Below are 20,036 nucleotides of genomic sequence, written 5' to 3' on the forward strand. Positions count from 1 at the left end.
TATGTGCACAACTAGATTCTAGCAGACGTCAACCTCCAAAACAAGAGCGGGCTGGCGGTCGGCGGTCACTCACGACCGCTCGGCCCCACCCGCTACTCTCGCTGCAGGATGCAAACTGCCATCATTCAGCTGGATGCCTGTTCACCGAGGCGCCATGCTCTCCCGATACTCCGCCAGGATTCCGCGCAGGGCCTCCAGATCAGGGGCGGTGTTGATCTGGTCGCGCACCCGCGTTGCCCCACGCAGGCCCCTGATATACCAGGCCAGATGCTTCCGCATCTCGGATGTGGCTGTCCTCTCGCCGCTGTGCCGGGCCGAGTCGGCCAGATGCCTCGCGGCCATAGCAATTCGCTCGCTGGGAGTCGGCCCCGGAAGCAGTTCACCTGTGCGGAGGTAATGAAGACATTCCTCAAAGATCCACGGGTTCCCCAGCGCCGCCCTGCCTATCATGACGCCGGCGCACCCGGTCTCCGCCATCATGCGCGCCACATCCTCGGGACCCCTGATGTCCCCATTTCCGATCACTGGGACATCCACGGCCTCCACTACCCGAGCAATGATCGACCAGTCGGCCTTGCCGCTGTATCCCTGCGCTTTCGTCCTACCGTGGACTGCCACTGCAGATGCGCCCGCTCCGGCGCACCCCTTTGCGAACTCAGCTGCGTTGACGCTGGATTCATCCCAACCCTTGCGGATCTTGACTGTGACGGGAACCTTTGCAGCCCCGCACACTGCCCGGACAATCGCCCATGCCCGTTCCGGATCCCGCATCAAGGCTGAACCTTCGGAGTTGCGCACCACTTTTGGGACTGGGCATCCCATGTTGATGTCGATTATGTCGGCCCCTGCCTTCTCTGCAGCACGCGCGGCATCAGCCAGCACAGCGGGGTCCGGCCCGAAAACCTGAATCGACACCGGGCGCTCCTCATCAGAGATCCTCATCATCTGATGAGTCCTGCGGTTGTCGTGGGTCAAGGCCATCGCACTGATCATCTCGGTGTACACAAGCGCGCACCCTTGCTCCTTGCATAGCAGGCGGAATGGGCCATCGCATACTCCTGCCATAGGGGCAAGGACCAGTGGGTTTGCGATTATCACATCACGTACGCTGAAAGGTCTATTCAGGCACAGGCTTGACATTCTTTGCCCCATTCGATTTCATCTTCCGGAGTTGCCCCGCCACAGCGCGGTCCACCTCTGCCACCAGGGCCACTCCATCCTCGCGGAACTCCTCGGAGATGACCCGCCCCTTGCGCTTGATCAGGGCCATCATAGGATCATTGTACGAAAGGACGGTGTCGATTCTGATCCACCTGCCCGACAACTCATCGGATATCATCTGGGCAAGCTGAGAAGCGCCCTCCCCAGTGTGTGCTGATACGGCCACCGATACTGGATACGAGTGACGGAGCCGATCAATCGTGGGCGCTGATTCCGGCAGATCGCACTTATTAAGTACAGTTATCACCGGATGGTCCGCAGCCCCGATCTCGTCTAGAACGCCAAACACAGCGGAGCAGTGCTCGACGGCCTTTGGGTGCCCTGCATCCACAACGTGGAGAAGCAGATCTGCCTCTACCACTTCCTCAAGGGTAGCCCTGAACGCTACGATGAGGTGGTGCGGCAGTTTCTGTATGAATCCCACGGTATCGGTGAGCAGCACCGCCTGGCCGGAAGGCATTGTGTATCGGCGAGTCGTGGGGTCGAGCGTCGCGAACAGCTTGTCCTCCACCAGAACGTCTGAGCCTGTCAAGGCATTCAACAGGCTCGATTTGCCTGCGTTGGTGTAGCCTATCAGAGCCACAACCGGCAGCTCTGCATCACGCCGCCTCTGCCGCTGCACTCCCCTGCGCTGCCTCACATCGTCGATCTCTCGCTTAACGGCGGCGATCCGAGATCTCGTTGTCCTCCGGTCCACCTCGAGCTTAGTTTCACCTGGCCCGCGAGTGCCAATCCCGCCTCCGAGCCGAGAGAGCTCGACGCCGTGCCCTGTGAGCCTGGGCAGCGCGTACTGAAGCTGGGCCAGTTCAACCTGGAGCTTACCTTCGGACGTCGCCGCACGCTGGGCGAAAATGTCGAGAATGAGCTGGGTTCTGTCGATTACCCGCACCTTGGCGGTCTCCTCAAGGTTTCTCTGCTGAGCTGGCGTAAGCTCATCATCGACGACGACAAGATCCGCACCTGTGGCAGAGCACAGAGCCTCGATCTCCTTCGCCTTTCCGACGCCGATGTAGTAGCCTGGGTCCGGTTTCTGCTTCCGCTGAGTGACTCGGGCGACCACACGCCCGCCGGCCGTCTCCAGCAGGCGCTCAAGCTCATCCATGGACTCATCCACGTCCCATCCAGATAGAGCCGCGGCGTCAAGCCCAACAAGAATGGCCCTCTCTCTGCCGTCCTCACCACCATGATCGCCAGGTTCTCCAAGGCTGTATTCTGTGTTCAATCAATCACCCCACGTGAAAGTTGGGCTGGTTTCGCTGATAGATGATGCGCAGCCCGATAAGCGTAAGAAATGGGTTCACCTCATCGATCTCCCGAGATTCCGCGGCGATCAGCTCGGCGAGTCCGCCTGTGGCCACAACCTTCGGGTGCCCTCCGAGCTCTGGCTTCATGCGGCGGACTATCTCATCAACCTGCCCCACAAACCCGAATATGATCCCCGATTGCATACTCGCCACGGTGTTCTTGCCGATTACCGACTGTGGTTTCGTAAGCTCAATACGCGGGAGACGCGCGGCCCTCGAGAAGAGGGCTTCGCTTGAGATCATCACGCCGGGGGCAATGGCGCCTCCAAGGTAGTCGCCTGTCGCTGTGATTGCGCAGAAGGTGGTGGCAGTGCCGAAATCCACGATGATAACCGGGCCGCCGTAGGTTTCGTACGCCGCCACTGCGTTCACGATCCTGTCGGCTCCGACCTCTTTGGGGTTCTCATACCTGATGCAGATGCCAGTCCGTACTCCCGGACCAACCATAATGGGTTCACAGGCAAAGTAGTGCCTCGACATCTTCTCAAAGGTCGGTACGATGGGAGGCACGACAGACGAGACGATCACCCCGCTCACGGCAGTTCGGTCCAGCTTACTGTAATCCAGCAGCTGCAGGATGAGTATCCCATATTCATCGGCGGTCTTATTCCTATCGGTAGAGATCCTGAAATCTGCCAGCAACTCCTGGCCTTCATACACACCCAGAACGGTGTTGGTATTGCCCACATCAATGGCGAGAATCATGAGACCACCCTCCCAGCGCGATTATACCATACGGCGGCGGGTGCACCACACGCCAGTGCCCTGGGGCGATGGGGATGCGTAGATGACGCGTACGTGACGCATCGATCGTGTGTGGATTACGCATTGATGACACGTGGACGGGGCACGGTTGGGGCGCGGATCTGGCCCCTTGATGACACGTGGACGGGGCACGGTTGGGGCGCGGATCTGGCCCCGCCGACGGCCCGACGGATGCCAGGTGATAGGCAGGCTGGCGAACCGGCAGGTGAGCAGGCCGGCGACAGGCAGGGGTCAGGCTGCCTGGCTGGCGACTGACTGGCGCGAGGCAGGGGTCGGGCTGCCTGGCTGGCGACTGACTGGCGCGAGGCCGATTGGCGTACTGGCCGTCTCCGGGAAACCCGGGTGGGCGCTGGGGTGGGGGCTAGACAGTTTTGATCCAACCCCTGGCCACTTTGTCTTCAGCCTTACCGCTTCGCTGGACAAGAACCGACCACCCCTGGGCGTGGGGGCGTGTCTTGGGGCGTTCCGAGCTGTCTTGAGTCTCGATTTTCCCTGCTTCAGCCCCAGTTTCTGTGCGATGCGGGAGGTCGGGACGGGCGGGGAGCACTGGGTGGACAATCGCGATTCAGCTTCCGCTCTTCGATGAACAGGTACTGACCACCCCTTGGATCAACCCGGACCACCCAGCGGGTCAAAATCACCGCACGGGTTGTGCGGCTCGTGTCTCCGGGCACACAGCGCCTCGATGGCGCGCGCCCTGGGAATGCTCGGAGTTTCTCATTTCTGAGCGTGAACCGTCGGAAAACCCTCACGGATGAGAATCTGCACCCGTCGCTTCACTCAAGAATGAGAATCCCGGCGCTGTTGCCCGCGACTGCTCGCCCGAACGAGCACAAGCGCATAAGCGGTAGGCGGCGCGGCGGCGCCGCCTTTCCTTCATGTCCAGCTACGTGCGTCGTGCCCGCCACGGGCGTTCTTGCACTGGCGATCCGCTGGCGGCCCTCAGTCGCGCCTCGATGGCGCGCGCCCTGGGAATGGTCGGAGTTTCTCATTTCTGAGTGTGAACCGTCGGAAAACCCTCACGGATGAGAATCTGCACCCGTCGCTTCACTCAAAAATGAGAATCCCGGCGCCCCTGCCCACAACTGCTCGCCCGAACGAGCACAAGCGCATAAAGCGGTAGGCGGCGCCACGAACACCACAATTACGTAGGGTGCGTGTCGTCTTCATTTTAACGGGAATTCGAGGGTCTAGCATCGCAGCCAGATCCGATGCACTTGCCGGGGCCAGGCGACGCCCTGCTTGGGCCGCGGCGCGATGGGCGGAACTGCATCGCCGAGTCGTTCTGCCCCAGCGCCAGCGGTACGGCGCCCATAGCCATCAGGCCAGCTCCGGTTGGTATGTGCCCGATATCGGCCTCCGCGAGGAACTGGATGGCCATCAGCGTTCGTATCTAGATGCCCACATCTATCGACGAGCGAAGTAGCTTACCGCGGATGATACCAGGGCCGTGAGCACCAATACATGAGAAAGCGACGAGACAATCGCCGCTGCTGCTCCAGAGGGCCATGAAGCGGCAAGAGGCCGCGGCAGGTCGTCGCAGGCGGACGTCGCGTAACGCAGGTCGTCGCAGGAGCAGTCGGGCCGTCGGTCGCTGGGTCGGTCGCTGGGTCGGTCGCTGGGTCCTTGACACCCTCGGACGCCTGGCGTAGAATTGCAGAAGAGTGAAGTTAGGTTCACCTTACACAATTGGGGTAATCTAGTTGGCGCCTGATTCCAAGATAACACCCTCCCTCGAGGATTATCTCGAGGATGTGTTCGACCTTCTGCAGCTCGAAGGACGGGCGAGAGTCACGGATGCGGCAACCCGTCCGGGAGTATCGAGGGCCAGCGTGAACCAGGCGATGGGTGTTCTCGAAAACCACGGGCTGATTGCGCAGGAGAAGTACGGCCCGCTTTACCTCATAGAGGAAGGTTTAGGGCAGGCATCGACCGTCCGCGGGCGTCACAGCGTCATCAAATGGTTCCTCGTCTCTATCCTCGGCGTCGACGAATCCATTGCTGAGGAGGACGCATGCAGAATAGAGCACGCGGTAAGCCAGCAGACCATGGACAGACTGCTCGAGTTCATGGGAAAACACAGGTTGCCGTGACAGGACGGGAGGAGCAAAAATGCACGCCATCGCGTATGTCACATTGATGGGCCTCGCAGCAGGGGTAGTAGGCACAGGGGCGGGCTCAACAGCGACGGCAATGGTAGGGGCGCCGAGCAGACGCGTCCTGTCAGTGCTGATGGGCCTGGCTGGAGGGGTCATGCTCTCCGTCGTGTTCCTCGATCTGGTGCCGGAGTCGATCGAAATCGGCGGACTGCTGTTTGCGATCGCCGGGTTCGTCCTTGGCATCGGGGCCACCGCAATGGTGGACCTGCTAACACCGCACTTTCACGCCATCTCTGGGGACTGTGAAAACTCGCGCTACCTCAGGGCATCTCTGCTCACGGGAATAGGGATCGCGATGCACAATCTGCCTGAGGGCCTCGCTATAGGGGCGAGCTACGCCCACGGATCGTCGCTCGGCTTCTCTGTAGCTTTGACCATCGCTCTTCACAACATTCCGGAGGGGATGGCCATGGCCGCGCCGATGTGCGCAGCAAGGCTCCGACCGGCACGGATCGCCATGTGGGGCGGAGTGGCTGGGCTGCCCATGGCTGTCGGCGCGCTCATCGGCGTAGCGATAGGCGGAGTGTCCCCCGCCGTCCTCGCCTCGTGCCTCGGGTTCGCCGGCGGCGCCATGGTGTTCATCACAGCCGACGAGCTGATACCGGATGCGCAGGAATTCGCAGTCGGGCACTCAGGAACCTTCGGGATCGTCCTTGGGGTGCTAGCGGGAATGCTACTAGTGTACGCGTCCTGACGCCTGACATGCCCTCTGATCCAATCCGACATCGCATAGATCACGCGACCGTAGTCGGCCGCTCACTTACGGCAGAGGAGTGGTAAACTTGGAGAACTCGAATGTACGCAAGATCACGAGAACCGCGGTGCTAATTGCCCTTACCATCGCCTTCCAATCCCTCGGCATGCAGCAGATGATCACCGGACCCGTAGTCAACATGTTCCTATTCCTAGGCGTGATGCTCATTGGCATGTGGGGCGGCGTGATCACAGGGCTCATAACACCCTTGATGGCGCTGTGGGTAGGCATCATCAAGCCCGTGATGGCGCCGATGGCGCCTGCAATAGCCCTATCCAACGCGGCGTTGTGTGTAGTGTTCGGATTCGCCGATATGCTTGGATCCCACAGATCCATCGTCGCTCGAGCAGTGGGCGCGGTCATCGCATCTGTGGTGAAGTTCCTGATCCTCGCGGGCACAGTGCGCTTCCTCGTCCAGCTTCCTCCCAAGGCTGCCCAGGCCATGCAAGGCCTTCAGCTGGTGACTGCACTCAGTGGCGGAGTCGCCGCAATCATCTTGTATGAGGCCCTTGCAAGAACAGGCGCCATTTCCGGATTAGGAGGGAACCCGACCAACCGGCGACGATAACCGAGTCCGTAGGCCATCCCCTGGAACATTCCGGGTGCCGGAAGCATAGGCTGTAACGCCTATAGTCATGTTCGATCTGGGGAGGCGGCCTTCATGCACTACACTGTTCAGAACGGAGACACACTCTGGCTTGTCGGCCAGAAGTTCAAGCAGAACTACCGGGCGATTGCCATGGCGAACGCGATAGAGCCCCCATACCTGGTCTACCCTGGGCAGGTGCTGCACATCCCAAGGAGTCACAGGCTCATCGGGTTCATACCAGATTATGCGTCTAGTGAGGGGATCGCCGATGCCCTGAAAGCGCCAGAGCCGTTCAATGAGGTAGTATACACCTTCATGCGCGTGCAGCCAGATGGTTCAGTTCAGGTTGGGCCAGTCGACAGCCGCATTCAGGTTCTCCGCACACGTATGACCAGGGTGCTAGTAGGGCTGTCAAACCAATCGGAGGCGGCATACTCGCGCAAGGCAGCCGATTCCGCACTTCTTGAGGGCGACTCCCGTTCGCGCCTTGCGGCATCTGCGGTCAGTGTTGCCGTATCCAATGCGTTCGACGGGGTCCATCTTGACTTCCAGGAGATTGAGGCGGCCCACTGGGATGGCGCAGCAGAGCTTCTGTGCGAGATACGGGCCAGGTTCAGCCAGCTGAGCCCGTATTACACCACATCGGTAAGCATACCTTCCAACTGGTGCGAGAAGCCGTTCGATCTGAAACGGACGGCCGAGTGCACAGATCTGATGATAATGGAAGGCTACGAGAAAGGGGCATCGCACTCGGAGGGACCGCTGGCCCCCCTTCCGTGGCTCAAACAGACTGTGAGCTCAGCCATAGCGGAAGTGGGCCCAGCCAGGCTCGTTGTAACCCTGGGCATCTACGGACTGGACTGGTCTCCAAAGGGCGATACCGCTTACATCACTTCTGAGGCGGCTCAGCAGACTGCAACCGAGACATCTGCGCAAATCGACAGGGATCAAACTTCCGGAACACCGCGGTTCCATTATGAGGATGCTTCAGGCGTGACCCACCAGGTATGGTATGAAGATCTCGACTCTCTCTCCATGAAGATGCAACTCCTTGAATCGCTGGGGGTGAGGAAGATAGCCATATGGAGGCTTGGATCCGTCCCAATGGAGATCATACATGCAGTATGCGAGGCACGCACGTGGGCGTAGCGCGCCCAAGCGACAGGATCAGCGCGTGACGAAACGAGGCGGTACTCATGGGAGTACGAGCAGTGCGCCCGAAGGATGTCTCGCGAGTAGCAGATATCTTCATCGCGGCTTTTCCTGAGTCTATAAGTCACTACTACGGCGACAGGCCGGTTCCGAGCAGAGGATTCCTCGACATCTACTCATTCCTCGCGTGGGCGGAACGAGGCAGTTTTCTTGTGTACGAAGATGAAACCAGCGGAACGGTGCTCGGATATATCGTCGTTCCCAGGACCATGACATCGGTCTGGGTGAAGGCGTTTCTATCCGGGCGCCCGCTCGTATGGGCCTTCAACTGGCTCACTGGCCAGTACGGCATCTCTGCCAACCGCGTGCTGGCCATCCTATGGAACAAGGTCCTGTTCGCACGCTCATCCAGGGAGCAGCTGGCACATGGACATGCCCAGATCCTGTCTGTGGCCGTGCACCCATCGGTACAGGGCCGTGGAATCGGGCGCGAGCTAGTTCGGCATGGTCTTGACCTCCTGAGGTCACAGGGGGTGAGCACCGTGAAACTCGAGGTGCGGCCGAACAACCAGCCCGCAAAGAGAATCTACCTGAGTCTTGGCTTCAAGGAAGTGGGTACGTCCCGGGATAGCCAGGGGGAATGGACGGTGATGGCAGCACATCTCCAACCACAACCGACGAGCCCGGGCCCGTGCATCTAGGCTTGTCCTAGGCCTTCACGGCGGAACACCTCATCACTGAACAGCGAGAGCCGTTCCTCAGCCGCTGCGTAAGCACGCTCCGCGTCCGCTCGTCCGGGAGCGTCAAAGTAGTCCCGCGACGAGATCTTCTTCATCCACCGTTGAATCTTGGCGAGTTCCTCCTCGCTTTCTTCCACCTCTGCGAATGTGAACTTCCCTGACGCAGTCTCCCGCTCAAGTTCGTCGACGAGTCCCTCGCACTTCTCTGTCAGCTCGCTATATTCCTCATCGCGCAGCGCGCGGGAATCGGCGCGAAGCCTCTCCTCGTCCTCTGGATGGATGAAGGTCAGAAACGCGATCGCCGCCTCGCCGCCCATGCCGCCGACCTCGTCGCGGAGAGTCTCAAGCTGAGCCAGAAGCGCATCGGTAAATGGGACAACTCCCACTGCCTGCTGAAGATAGACCGCCCCCATCTCCTTCACCTTGCGCCATACATAGACACGCTTACGCGAGGGCTCAGAAGGGACACGGTAACTGATGCCTAACCACCTGCTATCCAACCTGCTCACCCTTCCCTGGCTTAATCATCACTAGAAGCATGAGTGTGGCGGCAAGGGCCAGAACGGCCCCGAAGATGAACGGGGCTGGGGCCCCGAACCTCTGCCACAACGCACCTGCAATTACGCTCGCTGGCAGAGCGCTGATGCCGATGGCCGCATTGTAGAGCCCATAGGCCGTACCTCTCTTCGCACTCGGAACCACATCGGCGACAAGCGCCTTCGCCGCGCCTTCAGTCAGACCGTAGTATGCGCCATACAGACTGTACAGGACCCACACGTGCCACGCGGATTGCGCGAAAGCAAAACCTAGGTAGATGAGGCCGTAAACCGTCCATCCCGCGATGATCACGCCACGGCGCCCCAGTCTGTCGGATACGACGCCCGCGGGGTAAGCAGTGAGTGATGCGACAACGCTGAACAGCGCGAGCAGCGCCAGAACCTGCACCACGTCTAGTCCTAGGTCCCGAGCGCGCAGCACGAGGAAGGCGTCAGTGGAATTGCCCAGCGTGAAAACCACGGTGATAAGGAGCAGCGACCTGAACTGCGAATCGAACCCAGTGAGAGAGAGACTCGGTGCGCTCCCCGCCTGCTTCGATGTAGGCACATCGCGGACGAACAGCGCGAGCAGCGCTACCATGAGAATGGAAGGCACTACTGCTGCAAGAACGATGCTCTGGAAGGCGCCCCTTGTCATCGCCATAGCCCCTCGATTAGCATACGTAACAGCGATTGCAGCGATCAGGAGACCCACCACCGCTCCTAGGGGGTCCATCGCCCTCGCCCAGCCGAACGCGCGCCCCTGATGCTCAGGGTCGGATGAATCCGCAAGCAGCGCATCTCTGGCCGAGTTTCGTATTCCCTTCCCAGCCCGGTCGGTGAAACGCAGCGCCAACACAAATGGCCAGGAAGCTGCAAAGAAGTACAGGGGCCTCGATAGCCCCGACATGCAGTAGCCCCACAGAACGATCGGCTTCCTCTTGCCGAGTCGGTCGGATATCCAACCGGAGAAGATCTTGAGGACCGTGGCCGTGGTGTCCGCAATGCCCTCTATCAGGCCGATGATTGAGGTCTTCACCCCGAGAGTGCTGGAGAGGAATAGAGGCAAAGACCTGCTAATGGCCTCTCCGCCCATATCGGCGAAGAAGCTGATCAGGCCGAGCACAAACACGTTCTGGCTCATCCCAAGGATGCGCCTCTGGGGACACGCATCGTCAACCGGCGCAGTCTTCATTGACATACGATGAGGCCTCCGTTATCCTGAATGTAACATACACTACAATATAACATATGTTACATCGGGTCAAGTCACTGCCACGAAGACGGAATGTAAGACGGTGGCCTCACAGATTCGCCTTCCCAGTGAGTCTGTCGATGCTGATCCGGATCACCCCTGTGTGGCGCACATCCTCCTCGCTGCAGGTGAACTCGGCGCCAGGGGCAAGAGCCTCGGTGAGGCCGACGAGGAGCTCCCGTTTGACAACACAGTCATCGATCAGTTCCGCACGACCGAATGCCACCACGCTTCTATACTTGGTTGTCAGGGGCGCCGAAGGGTCAGCGGACGCATGATAGGCAGTGTAGCACACGCGACTGTCCTTCTGCAGGTTCTCGATCTTCTCGCCAGCGGTTGCACAATGTATCACGATGCAGCCATCATGGAAAACGTGGTTCACGGGAATTGCGTACGGTTCACCATCACGGCCGATCATGGCCAGCACCCCATCTCTCGCCTCGGTCAGGAAGCGCACTGCCTCCTCTGCTGATATCTCTCTATCTTTTCGTCTCACGGCGTGACCCCCTCAGCTGCAGACATGATCACCACCATTCCAGCATGCCTTTGAATGCGGAAACAATCAAGTGTTCTCAGCGAAATAGCGAAATGTCCTCACCGAAATCCCTTGGTGAAGCGTTGCCAACGAAGTGTTCTGAGCGAAGTGCTCTGAGTGAAGTGCTCTGAGTGAAGGGGCTTCGGTCCGTCGCGCGCGAGCGCGACTCGGTGCTGGAGGAGTATGGGCAGGCATGTCGAAAGACGTGCCATCGACGGGAAGTCCTTTGATGTCGAGCCAGTTGGGGATGTCGCGTACATATGTTTGTACAAGTGGGCGATCCTCAGCGCAATTTGGAGGGTGCTGAATGGCAAACCTGTTTTCCACTCTTGCGGTTAAGGGCATGTCGCTCCGGAACCGCATCGTCATGCCTCCTATGGCAAGTGAAACGAGCACTACTGATGGGTTCCCGACCGAGAGCACTATCGATTACTACCAGCGTTGTGCTAGAGGCGGAGTTGGTCTGATCATCGTGGAGCATTCCTATGTGACAAAATCCGGACGCAGGACCGCAAAGCAGGTAGGCATCTGGTCGGATGAGCATATCGCTCCAATGGCCTCCATCGTGAAGGCCGCTCACGCGCTCGGGGTTCCTGTGTGTATCCAGATCACCCACGCAGGTTCCGCCGCTAGCGCCGAGGTCATCGGCCAGCCTCCGGTTGGGCCCTCGCCAATTCCCCTGGCGCCAGGGAAGGACACACCAGTGGAGCTAGACGTGGCCGCTATCCACGAGATCATCGCAGCATTCGCGAGCGCGGCTGCCAGGGCTAAGGCGGCCGGATTCGACGCGGTGGAACTCCATGGCGCCCACGGTTATCTACTGAATCAGTTTCTCTCCCCGATCACCAATGTGAGAACCGATGAGTATGGTGGAAGCCCCGAAAGGCGGCTGCGCCTGCCCCTTGAGGTTGTAGAGGCCGCGCGACGCGCCGTGGGGCCGGATATGGTCCTCTTCTACAGGCTCGGCGCCAGCGACGGAGTGCCTGGCGGGCTTACGGCCGAAGATGCGAAGTTCGCGGCGCCCCGACTCATCAAGGCAGGGATAGACGTCATCGATATCTCAGGAGGGCTAGCTGGTTCCGGCAGAGATAAGTCCCTTGGAGAAGGCTACTTCGCGCCCCTCTCACAGGAAGTGAAAGGCGTAGTGAACGTGCCTGTGATGGCAACAGGCGGCATCACTACGCCGAGCTTCGCAGACTCGCTGATCCGAGAGGGAAAGGCCGACCTCGTGGGCATCGGCAGAGCACTACTCGCCGATCCCGACTGGCCGATTAGGGCGAAAAGGGCCCTGACTGTTTGAGAGTATGGCCTCTAGTTCGGACAGCCTGCGGATCTCGTAGTCCGGGCTGATCTCCGAATCGCACGGAATGCCCTTCGGATTGAACCAGCAAGCAGTGATGCCGAAGTCGATGCCCCCGCGGATATCGGAGTTCAGCGAGTCGCCAACCATCATGACGGTCGCCTTGTCGCTGTGCCCCATGGCTTTGAGGGCGTATTCGAATATGCCCCGGTGCGGCTTGTTGAACCCTGTGTCCTCGGAAATGATGACCCGCTCAATGTAGGGTTTCAGTGAGGATGCCTCGAACCTAGGCATCTGGACCTCCCGTATTCCATTGGTGAGAATCGCCAACCGGCATCTCGCCGCGAGCAGCCGACAGATGTCCAGGGCCCCATCCATCAGATGTGATCCTTTGCTGAGAAGGGTAAGGTAGGTCCGGCTCAGCTCCTCCAAATCCATCGCACCGGCATCGCCTTCACCCGGTCCCAACGATTCGCCGCTAGAGCAGGGCGGCCCAGACAGAAGTCTCCTGAACCTTTCAACTCTCAGCTCAGCCGATGTTGTCTTGCCCTCCTCTAGCTCTCTCCAGAGGAGGTCGTTGATCTCCCTGTATCTGGCCAGCCAGGATTCGCTGTAATCCAACCCGAAGCGGCGCAGCGCGCTTTCTATAGCGCCCGCCTCCGCCCTTTCGTAATCGAACAGAGTACCATCTGCGTCGAATAGTATCAGCTCGTACTTAGCCAAGTGCGATCCCCCGTCCACATCACTCGCAGTCCGCGCCCCGGCGGCAGACTGTCGTGTCAGGCCTGATTCTCCGCGAGCAACGATTATCCTCCCTGGAGGTGCTCACACATGGGATCATCCTTCCCCAACGAGACCATGAGGCTCCTATGCGAGAGAGCCAGTCAACCTGGCATTCTGCATCGACTGGCATCGACTGGAGCGATGGGCTGCGCTGGAAGCGGCGCCGTTCTCAGCGAACAACTCATTCCGGCATTTCTAGATTTCCTTTCAGGACACAATAGTCGCGGCCCAGTCCGTGTGTACTGCAGCAGATGCAATGGGATTGGGATCAGTGTACATCGGCGCCGTTCTTGAGTGTCTACGGGAACTGAGAGAGCTACTGAAGCTTCCTCGGGGAGTCTTCCCCGTAGTCCTCGTGGCCGTCGGCTACCCGAAGGGGCGGTCCACTCCCAGGGAGAAACTGGATCAGGGCATGATCGTGCACGACGAGGCGTATCAGGACCCAAGCGACGCCCGACTCATCCACTCGTTCGATGATAAGTACGGCGGACGCACCTTCGATGCCACCGGGGAACGCATCGAGAAGCTCGCGCGCGCGCGTGCCGCCAAGTGTACGGCGAGGAATATGCCGAGGCCTGCTTGGTCCTGGTGGAAGAGACAGGCCACATCAACATGGCTCAACGTTGCTTCGGTCTGCACTGCGCCGCCAATGAGATGTGCAGCCGAAATGCCGAGTTCGTGCAGATCACCGAAGACGCAGGATTCCAGTGGTTCCGCGAGTGTGAGGTAGATCGGGAGATAGATAGGGGCAATCCTGAGCATGCTGTGATGCCATGGCTGGCAGCAGGATGCTTGCTGGCTACTCGCGAACCACGCGCGGGCCACTCGCGGGCCACTCGCGGGCTACTCGCGGGCTACTCGGGGGCTACTCGCGGGCTACTCGGGGGCTACTCTTCGCGAGGTCGGGACGTCCTTCAGATTGCCGGTTCTGTGCGTGTTGTACGAAATCCGTACGGATCTCCGCGGAAGCTGTACGGATTCCGTACGCCTCCAGGCCCAATCCACCGCCAATCCAGTCCGAGAGAGCGTCTTTCCCCCATATTGTGCCTATTTGCGCCCTGATTCATGGCGCTAGGCACTGTTTTTGGCTGCTGAACTCCGTTTCCGAAGGTCGCACGCCCATTCCGCCTTCAGCGCAGTACGAAATCCGTACAGGCCATCGGCGCTTCCAGTACGAAATCCGTACTGCTCACTCCACGTGGGGCGCCGAGCCATGCAGATTCGTGCTGAGAGCACACGATATTGAACCCAGGGGCGAAGAATTCATCAAGGCCAGGGACCATGGATAGCGGTCGCAGGACTCGCCGGGCAGGGAATACGCTTCCGGGAACGAATCCTCCTGTAGCGCTGCATTACGGCGCGGAACACGGAGGCTCTTCTATTGAGGTCCAATCGCACACGGCTGTTCACTCCTGAGTTGTCCCTCTTTCTGGCTACTATGATCCTTGCAAACATAGCATCGCGCATGCAGGGCCCGCTCCTCTCCGTCTACCTCCAAACACTCGGCGCTGGCGTCGGGCAGATCGGGTTGTTCTTCACGCTGGCATCCATAGCCCCCCTAGCATTTCAGATCCTAGGCGGCTGGATCTCCGATTCCATCGGCAGGCTTGAGGCAGTGGCGGTCGGAAGCCTCGCTGGAATGGCCTCCTACGTCATATACATCGCCTCGCCGTCATGGCAGTGGCTGCTCCTGGCAGCCGCCGCCAACTCCATGGCCAGCTCATTCGTTTCGCCGAGCTTTCGGGCGTTCATTGCGGAGAGGGCTCCTGAAGGCGCGCTGGGGCGCGTCTACGGCCTCGCAGACGGCCTATTCATGATCGTAGGCGTGGTAGGCCCGCCTCTGGGAGGGTTCATATCCCAGAGGTACGGGTTCAAGGCCATGTATGCAGTGGCAGGTGCTCTCTACACTACGGCGAGCGTGGTCAGAATCCGGATGGCCAGGAACGCTCGGCGGGATTCTGGAAGCCCGCTGGAACGCCCCACTCTCTCTGGGTTCAAGGTCAGTATCTCCGCCATGGCTTCACTGCTGCTAGCTGGCGGAGTCGTAACATGGATAATGATCTCCGACGGCGTTCTGGATGTTGCCTTCGGATTGGCTGGTGATCTGAAGCCCATTTACCTGAAGAACACGATAGGGCTCTCGAATATGCAGATAGGCTGGCTTTCGTCGGTTGCCTCCACGGCCACAATGGCGCTCATAGCTCTGGGAGGGTGGGTATCAGACAGGGCTGGCGAACGAGTTGGAATCGTAATCGGGTCGTTGATAGAGGCCGCCTCCATGTGCGTGTTTCTGGTGGGAAAGTCATTCACGCATTTCGCTCTCGCGTGGCTGCTCATGGGGGTGTCAAATGCGCTTGTAGGGCCTGCGCACAGCGCCCTTATATCCAAGGCAGTGCCCAAGAAGCTCAGAGGGACAGCGCACGGGCTGTTCTCAACGAGCCTGGGCCTGGTCTCGTTGCCGGCGCCATACATCGGCGCACTCCTGTGGACCAAGTACGGCCCGGCGGCGCCGTTCACCCTGCCCATCGTCGCAGTCCTGGCCGTCGTCCCATTCGCCTGGATCAAGCTCGCGGGGCCGTTCGTGACGCAGGACAATGGCGACGCCGCTACCGTTTCGTCATCGTCATCAGAGCAGTAGCCGTCGTAGCCAGCGATACTGCAATGAGCACGGCGTCGCTCCATCGGAACGGCACACGCCTGACGAAGGTCCTTGAAGGATACAGCCCGAAGCAGCGGCCCTCCATGGAGATGGCAAGGCCGTCGACCTTGCTCAGAGCAGTGACTATCACCGGCATGATCGTAAAACGTGCCATGTTGCAGATCCCGCGGGGAGTCGGTCGGTCTACGGCTATCCCCCGCGCCATTTGGGCCTGGGTCACGGTGTTGGCCTGCAGCCGGAAGTATGGAACGAACCGCATGGCGGTGAGAAGGGTGAATCCGTACCTGTATGGCAGGCCTGCCTGCATCAACGCGTACGCGAAATCCTCAGCCGTGGTAGTGCTGACGAACAGGTGGCTTGAGAAGATGATGTTCAGAAACCGCAGGGCCATCACTCCCCCACTGGCCGCACGTTCGGCCCACGACAAGCCTCTGCCGAAGAGCATCTGGCTCGCGAATACGGCGATTCCGAAGATCAGTATCCCACGGAGTCGGCGCCACAGAGAACCCAGACCCGCTCCCGCCGCGACATGCCCCGCCAGCACAAACCCGAATATGGACGCTGCCTGCACAGGATTCCTGGCCTGAAGAGCAATGGTGCATATACATATCAGCCCAACAAACTTGGCGACGGGATTAACCCTGCCAAGACAGGGGGACATAGTCATCCTCGCCCCTCCTTTGCAGCTCCTTCAGGGCATCGCGAACCGGAGCGTCAACACTCGCTCGCCCGCGCTCCATGAACACCAGGCGGTGGCAGCACGCGGCCATAGCGTCTGGGTCGTGACCAACAAGGACAATGCCCTTTCCGGAAGCGGCCAGGTCAGCCAGGAGCCGTATCAGGTCGCACGCCCTAGCACTGTCTTGCCCCACAAACGGCTCATCCAGCAGAAGCAGGTCCGGATCGCTGATCATAGCAGCAGCCAAGTTTAGGCGACGTTTCTGCCCGAAGCTGAGCGTAAGCGGGTGCCGATCACGAAACCCCGCGAGGCCAAACCTGTCGAGCAGTGCTTCGGCGCTAGGGCGGCAGTCTGCCTCGGATATCCCCTGGCTCACGGGGGAGATGATCGTCTCGCGCCATACCCGGTCAGCGAACAGCTGGTGGTTCGGGTTCTGGAATACCATGCCGATGTGCTTCGCGCGGGCAGACACGGGCATGGACGTGATGTCCTGACCATTGAGGCGTATTCTTCCGGCAGTCGGCTTCAACAGGCCCATCATAGTCAGGAGCAGCGTTGTCTTGCCGCTGCCGTTGTCTCCCATGATGCCGACGATCTCGCCTCTGCGCACCTGGAGGTCCACTTCGTGGAGAACGGCCGTGCTGCCGTACCGCTGCGAGATCCCGCTGACGCTGAGAAGCACTGCACCGCCCTCTCTCGGCGCCCCGTTCCTTCCCAGCGCGCCGCCCTCTCCCGGCCCGCCGTCCCTTCCCAGCGCGCCGCCCCCTCTCGGCGCACCGTCGTCCGTTCCCGGCGGTCCGTCGAACACCACAACCCCGTCCTCCAGCCTGATCATGCGCTGCGAAACCCCGAGGAATCGGGATGGCTTGTGTTCCAGGATCATCATGGATAGCCCTGAGTCGCCTTGGAGTTTCCTCAGAAGCCTAAGGAGATTTCCAGTAGCTCGTGGATCGAGGTTGGCAGTGGGCTCGTCGAGGATGAGAAGCCTTGGCCGCATGGCAAGAACCGCGGCGATTGCGATGCGCTGTTTCTCTCCGCCTGAGAGTTCAGCAAGGAGCCTTCCCCGGAGGTGGCCAGCGCCCGAGGCGTCCAGGGCCCAGGCGACCCTACCCTGCACCTCTTCCGGACTGCACCTGAGGTTCTCCGGTCCGAACGCAACTTCATCTTCCACTCGCGCGGTGCAGAACTGACCCTCCGGATCCTGCTGGACCAGCCCCACCCACTGCGCGACATCATACACACTGGCGCTGCACGGGTTCATGCCGCCAACGATCAGGTCGCCCTCCATGTCCGCGTAGACGGCGTGGGGGATGAACCCGGTGATGGCCAGGGCCAGGGTGGATTTGCCGCACCCACTAGGTCCTGTGACGACGGCGCTCTCTCCCCGCTGAATCTCGATGCTGATCCGGTTCAGCGCACGCGAAACGGCCCCGGGGTAAGATACACCAAAATGAGAAGCCTTTACCATACTACTCAATCGAAATCCTCGTGACCATTCGCACCCAGTATGCTCCCTCGTATCCTGGCGCCACGACGCTGAGAGTGTCGCCGTCGACACTGAGGATCACGTCCTCCTGTTCAAGAAGATCATCAAGCAGATACTCCGCCTCGTACCCGTCAGACGCCATGATCCGGACCTTCGCGGCCGAGGGCAAGGGATGCGCACGCTCCACAATGGCCGCCAGCGGCACGCCTTCATAGTCAGCTGGCGGCCTGTAGGTCACCTGCCCCACCAGCTCCGCCCTCACGGTGGCCCAAACGTCCTCGAAATCCGGCGGTCGGAACTCGTACGGCTTCTCTACATTGCCTTCAACAGCGCAAACAGGTCCATTCCAGAAAGGCCGGAACACGCAGGCGTAATAGTAGACCGCTCCGGACGCGAGGAGCAGAGCCATGGCGATGGCGATGACCATTCGGGCCGGGTTCCGCTCACCGTTTCTGCTCCGGGCCTTCTCTCCTCCCGCCACCCTGAGAAGGTTGGCCCCGGCCACAACATCCAGCACACCTCTTGTGAAGAAGCCGCCGAATGCCGCCCCTGAAGCAGCGGCGAACAGGATCATGAGGCCCACGTACCCAAAGGACACACCTGAGAAGTACATCGTCTGGAACACCACGACGTTGGACGCAGACGAGACCGCCCCTGCCAGGCACAGAGCCCCAAGAGACGGCCGCGGAAACGGAAGAAGAACCAGATCCACGAGGGCGCCCTCCACAGCCGATACCAGCAGTATCGGCAGTCCGTGCGTACTCCCGCTGAACATCTCCACCAGGCCCTTGAGAACACCTGTGAGAGCGCCAGCGCCCGTCCGGCCCACAATCGCTCGGGCCAGAACGAACCAGAACACATGCAGCCCAGCCATCCATTGCCCCGCGCCGAACGGAACCGCGAACGCCCTATTCATGAGGTTGCCAAGGTATCCCACGTAGGTGCTAAGAACACCTCCGGCGGCGCTCGCTACCGCGATGAGAACAAGATCACGGGTACTGAAGTAATACTCTCGGCTCGTACTCCGATGCGGACTTGGCCGGGCGCAGTTCACTTGCGGACTCCTTCCCGCCAGGGCGGACGCCAAGCTGGCGCCCGCCCAGCATCAACCTGCTATTGCAGCTCGATCAGCTGTATCGACACGATCTGCTTCACCATGTACTTCTTGGATGGGAGGGCACTGCCTGCAAGGACCAGCGGCGCCTCCTTCTCGGTAAGCGGAGCGCCATTCTTGCAGATAGCGAGGAAGACGTCGTTGTTCCGCGCGATCAACTTCGAGTCGAGCTCCGCGCTGAACCCGTCCTTGGACACGATCCTAACCTTGTAGCCCTTTGCCGCGAGCTCGTCGTTGAACGCGTAGTGGCCGTCTGGGGAATCGCCGCCGTCCATCATTGAGATCATGACCCAAAGGGGCATTCCCTCGTACACGATCTTGTTGCCTTCCTTGTCCGTAGTCTCCCATGAAACGCCAGGATGCGGTGTGTTGGGGCACATGACACTCGACTCGAACGTCGCCCGGTCGAAGGCAGTCTTCTCTATTCCGTCGAGTCTGACTTCCCAGTCGTCGACACCAGGAACCACCTCGATCTTCGCAACCCCCTTCGTCCAGAAGTGCCCGTCGGTTATCGCAACCTGCTTCGCGTCCTCACCCACAAATCCAAGTCGCGGCAGCTTGTCCTTGCCATCGCGATCTGATTCATATGCGAGAAGCATGACCACACCGCCAACTCGAAGCGCCTTGCCAGAGTTGTCGTAAGTCAGAAGTCCCCCGTCAACCTGCGCGTGGCTGTAGGTAAGGGCATACCCATCTCTGGCCGTAACCTTTATGGCCTGCCCAGGATCTATGCCGCCCACAAGCGCAAGGAGATCAGTCACCAGAACGCCTTTGTATGCTGCTGGGCCTTCGATCTTGCCGGTGGTCCGCAAGAAGCAAACCTGCGCGGTGATGGCATTCATCTTCTCCAGATCAGCCTGGGTGAGTGTGACAGTCTTCTCACCCGAGATGACCTGCACAGGTGAGACGTTGGCAGCCGAGAGCGCTGCTGGTTGAATGGACACCGCGATGGCAACGGTCAGGGCCACGATGAGCAGCAGTGACAGACGGTTTTTGCGCATTTGC

At 60.1% G+C, this 20,036-nt stretch carries 20 protein-coding genes; 9 read left to right on the forward strand and 11 right to left on the reverse strand.

All coding sequences use genetic code 11. The annotated features are described in order from the left end of the window. Nucleotides 1-141: 141 nt before the first annotated feature. Genes dusB through VB144_10570 form a run of 3 tightly spaced genes read right to left on the reverse strand, consistent with a single transcriptional unit; the run spans nt 142 to nt 3,230 of the window. A complete protein-coding gene (dusB, locus tag VB144_10560; protein MEA4884072.1) occupies nt 142-1,140 on the reverse strand; it encodes a tRNA dihydrouridine synthase DusB in 999 nt (332 codons plus the stop codon). After that, on the reverse strand, nt 1,118-2,443 hold the full coding sequence (hflX, locus tag VB144_10565) for a GTPase HflX (GenBank protein MEA4884073.1): 1,326 nt from the start codon (nt 2,441-2,443) through the stop codon (nt 1,118-1,120). Before hflX ends, dusB begins: the two co-directional genes overlap by 23 nt. Before the next feature lie 4 nt (nt 2,444-2,447). Continuing rightward, nucleotides 2,448-3,230, reverse strand: a complete 783-nt coding sequence (locus tag VB144_10570; protein MEA4884074.1) for a type III pantothenate kinase — start codon at nt 3,228-3,230, stop codon at nt 2,448-2,450. Nucleotides 3,231-3,402: 172 nt separating this feature from the next. Between VB144_10570 and VB144_10575 the strand changes: the two genes are divergently transcribed. From VB144_10575 to VB144_10600, 6 genes are all read left to right on the forward strand, one after another. Continuing rightward, the gene (locus tag VB144_10575; protein ID MEA4884075.1) at nt 3,403-3,876 is read left to right on the forward strand and encodes a hypothetical protein; all 474 of its coding nucleotides are present in this window, start codon (nt 3,403-3,405) and stop codon (nt 3,874-3,876) included. A 1,117-nt stretch (nt 3,877-4,993) separates the two neighbouring features. Beyond that, nucleotides 4,994-5,383 (forward strand): metal-dependent transcriptional regulator, encoded by a 390-nt coding sequence (locus tag VB144_10580; GenBank protein MEA4884076.1) that lies wholly within the window; start codon nt 4,994-4,996, stop codon nt 5,381-5,383. A gap of 19 nt (nt 5,384-5,402) precedes the next feature. Beyond that, nucleotides 5,403-6,143 (forward strand): ZIP family metal transporter, encoded by a 741-nt coding sequence (locus tag VB144_10585; protein ID MEA4884077.1) that lies wholly within the window; start codon nt 5,403-5,405, stop codon nt 6,141-6,143. An 88-nt stretch (nt 6,144-6,231) separates the two neighbouring features. After that, nucleotides 6,232-6,771: an ECF transporter S component gene (locus tag VB144_10590; protein MEA4884078.1), complete on the forward strand. Its 540-nt coding sequence runs from the start codon at nt 6,232-6,234 to the stop codon at nt 6,769-6,771. Nucleotides 6,772-6,864: 93 nt separating this feature from the next. Continuing rightward, on the forward strand, nt 6,865-7,941 hold the full coding sequence (locus VB144_10595; GenBank protein ID MEA4884079.1) for a glycosyl hydrolase family 18 protein: 1,077 nt from the start codon (nt 6,865-6,867) through the stop codon (nt 7,939-7,941). Between the two features lie 47 nt (nt 7,942-7,988). Continuing rightward, nucleotides 7,989-8,645: a GNAT family N-acetyltransferase gene (locus VB144_10600; protein MEA4884080.1), complete on the forward strand. Its 657-nt coding sequence runs from the start codon at nt 7,989-7,991 to the stop codon at nt 8,643-8,645. Here the strand turns inward: VB144_10600 and VB144_10605 are convergent. From VB144_10605 to VB144_10615, 3 genes are all read right to left on the reverse strand, one after another. Beyond that, nucleotides 8,642-9,184: a Chromate resistance protein ChrB gene (locus VB144_10605; protein MEA4884081.1), complete on the reverse strand. Its 543-nt coding sequence runs from the start codon at nt 9,182-9,184 to the stop codon at nt 8,642-8,644. The genes VB144_10600 and VB144_10605 overlap by 4 nt on opposite strands. Next, the gene (locus VB144_10610; protein MEA4884082.1) at nt 9,177-10,421 is read right to left on the reverse strand and encodes an MFS transporter; all 1,245 of its coding nucleotides are present in this window, start codon (nt 10,419-10,421) and stop codon (nt 9,177-9,179) included. The genes VB144_10605 and VB144_10610 overlap by 8 nt, the downstream gene beginning before the upstream one ends. Nucleotides 10,422-10,524: 103 nt before the next feature. After that, on the reverse strand, nt 10,525-10,971 hold the full coding sequence (locus VB144_10615) for a pyridoxamine 5'-phosphate oxidase family protein (GenBank protein MEA4884083.1): 447 nt from the start codon (nt 10,969-10,971) through the stop codon (nt 10,525-10,527). Between the two features lie 346 nt (nt 10,972-11,317). Between VB144_10615 and VB144_10620 the strand changes: the two genes are divergently transcribed. Then, the gene (locus VB144_10620) at nt 11,318-12,310 is read left to right on the forward strand and encodes an NADH:flavin oxidoreductase (protein MEA4884084.1); all 993 of its coding nucleotides are present in this window, start codon (nt 11,318-11,320) and stop codon (nt 12,308-12,310) included. Here the strand turns inward: VB144_10620 and VB144_10625 are convergent. Then, entirely contained in the window at nt 12,257-13,033 is a 777-nt protein-coding gene (locus VB144_10625) for a YjjG family noncanonical pyrimidine nucleotidase (GenBank protein ID MEA4884085.1), read from the reverse strand. The two genes, VB144_10620 and VB144_10625, sit on opposite strands and share 54 nt — an antisense overlap. Before the next feature lie 259 nt (nt 13,034-13,292). Between VB144_10625 and VB144_10630 the strand changes: the two genes are divergently transcribed. Then, entirely contained in the window at nt 13,293-13,823 is a 531-nt protein-coding gene (locus VB144_10630; protein MEA4884086.1) for a nitroreductase family protein, read from the forward strand. Between the two features lie 651 nt (nt 13,824-14,474). Beyond that, on the forward strand, nt 14,475-15,731 hold the full coding sequence (locus VB144_10635; protein ID MEA4884087.1) for an MFS transporter: 1,257 nt from the start codon (nt 14,475-14,477) through the stop codon (nt 15,729-15,731). Here VB144_10635 and VB144_10640 read toward each other — a convergent pair. From VB144_10640 to VB144_10655, 4 genes are read right to left on the reverse strand one after another with little or no spacing between them, the layout of a single operon-like run. Next, the gene (locus VB144_10640; GenBank protein ID MEA4884088.1) at nt 15,700-16,419 is read right to left on the reverse strand and encodes an energy-coupling factor transporter transmembrane component T; all 720 of its coding nucleotides are present in this window, start codon (nt 16,417-16,419) and stop codon (nt 15,700-15,702) included. The genes VB144_10635 and VB144_10640 overlap by 32 nt on opposite strands. Beyond that, nucleotides 16,388-17,899 (reverse strand): ABC transporter ATP-binding protein, encoded by a 1,512-nt coding sequence (locus VB144_10645; GenBank protein ID MEA4884089.1) that lies wholly within the window; start codon nt 17,897-17,899, stop codon nt 16,388-16,390. The genes VB144_10640 and VB144_10645 overlap by 32 nt, the downstream gene beginning before the upstream one ends. A 1-nt stretch (nt 17,900) precedes the next feature. Continuing rightward, nucleotides 17,901-18,971, reverse strand: a complete 1,071-nt coding sequence (locus VB144_10650) for an ECF transporter S component (GenBank protein MEA4884090.1) — start codon at nt 18,969-18,971, stop codon at nt 17,901-17,903. Nucleotides 18,972-19,030: 59 nt separating this feature from the next. Beyond that, nucleotides 19,031-20,032: a hypothetical protein gene (locus VB144_10655; protein ID MEA4884091.1), complete on the reverse strand. Its 1,002-nt coding sequence runs from the start codon at nt 20,030-20,032 to the stop codon at nt 19,031-19,033. Nucleotides 20,033-20,036 lie beyond the last annotated feature (4 nt).

The sequence above is a fragment of the Clostridia bacterium genome, from assembly GCA_034926675.1.
Taxonomy (GTDB): Bacteria; Bacillota; DTU025; order DTU025; family DTU025; genus JAYFQW01.

What these genes read in the sequence shown, in the direction of transcription:
- VB144_10585 (MEA4884077.1), top strand. Translation starts at nt 5,403, where the DNA reads ATGCACGCCATCGCGTATGTCACATTGATGGGCCTCGCAGCAGGGGTA.
- VB144_10595 (MEA4884079.1), top strand. Translation starts at nt 6,865, where the DNA reads ATGCACTACACTGTTCAGAACGGAGACACACTCTGGCTTGTCGGCCAG.
- VB144_10655 (MEA4884091.1), bottom strand. Translation starts at nt 20,032, where the DNA reads ATGCGCAAAAACCGTCTGTCACTGCTGCTCATCGTGGCCCTGACCGTT.
- VB144_10610 (MEA4884082.1), bottom strand. Translation starts at nt 10,421, where the DNA reads ATGTCAATGAAGACTGCGCCGGTTGACGATGCGTGTCCCCAGAGGCGC.
- VB144_10600 (MEA4884080.1), top strand. Translation starts at nt 7,989, where the DNA reads ATGGGAGTACGAGCAGTGCGCCCGAAGGATGTCTCGCGAGTAGCAGAT.
- VB144_10575 (MEA4884075.1), top strand. Translation starts at nt 3,403, where the DNA reads ATGACACGTGGACGGGGCACGGTTGGGGCGCGGATCTGGCCCCGCCGA.
- VB144_10620 (MEA4884084.1), top strand. Translation starts at nt 11,318, where the DNA reads ATGGCAAACCTGTTTTCCACTCTTGCGGTTAAGGGCATGTCGCTCCGG.
- dusB (MEA4884072.1), bottom strand. Translation starts at nt 1,140, where the DNA reads ATGTCAAGCCTGTGCCTGAATAGACCTTTCAGCGTACGTGATGTGATA.
- VB144_10570 (MEA4884074.1), bottom strand. Translation starts at nt 3,230, where the DNA reads ATGATTCTCGCCATTGATGTGGGCAATACCAACACCGTTCTGGGTGTG.
- VB144_10640 (MEA4884088.1), bottom strand. Translation starts at nt 16,419, where the DNA reads ATGACTATGTCCCCCTGTCTTGGCAGGGTTAATCCCGTCGCCAAGTTT.
- VB144_10645 (MEA4884089.1), bottom strand. Translation starts at nt 17,899, where the DNA reads ATGGTAAAGGCTTCTCATTTTGGTGTATCTTACCCCGGGGCCGTTTCG.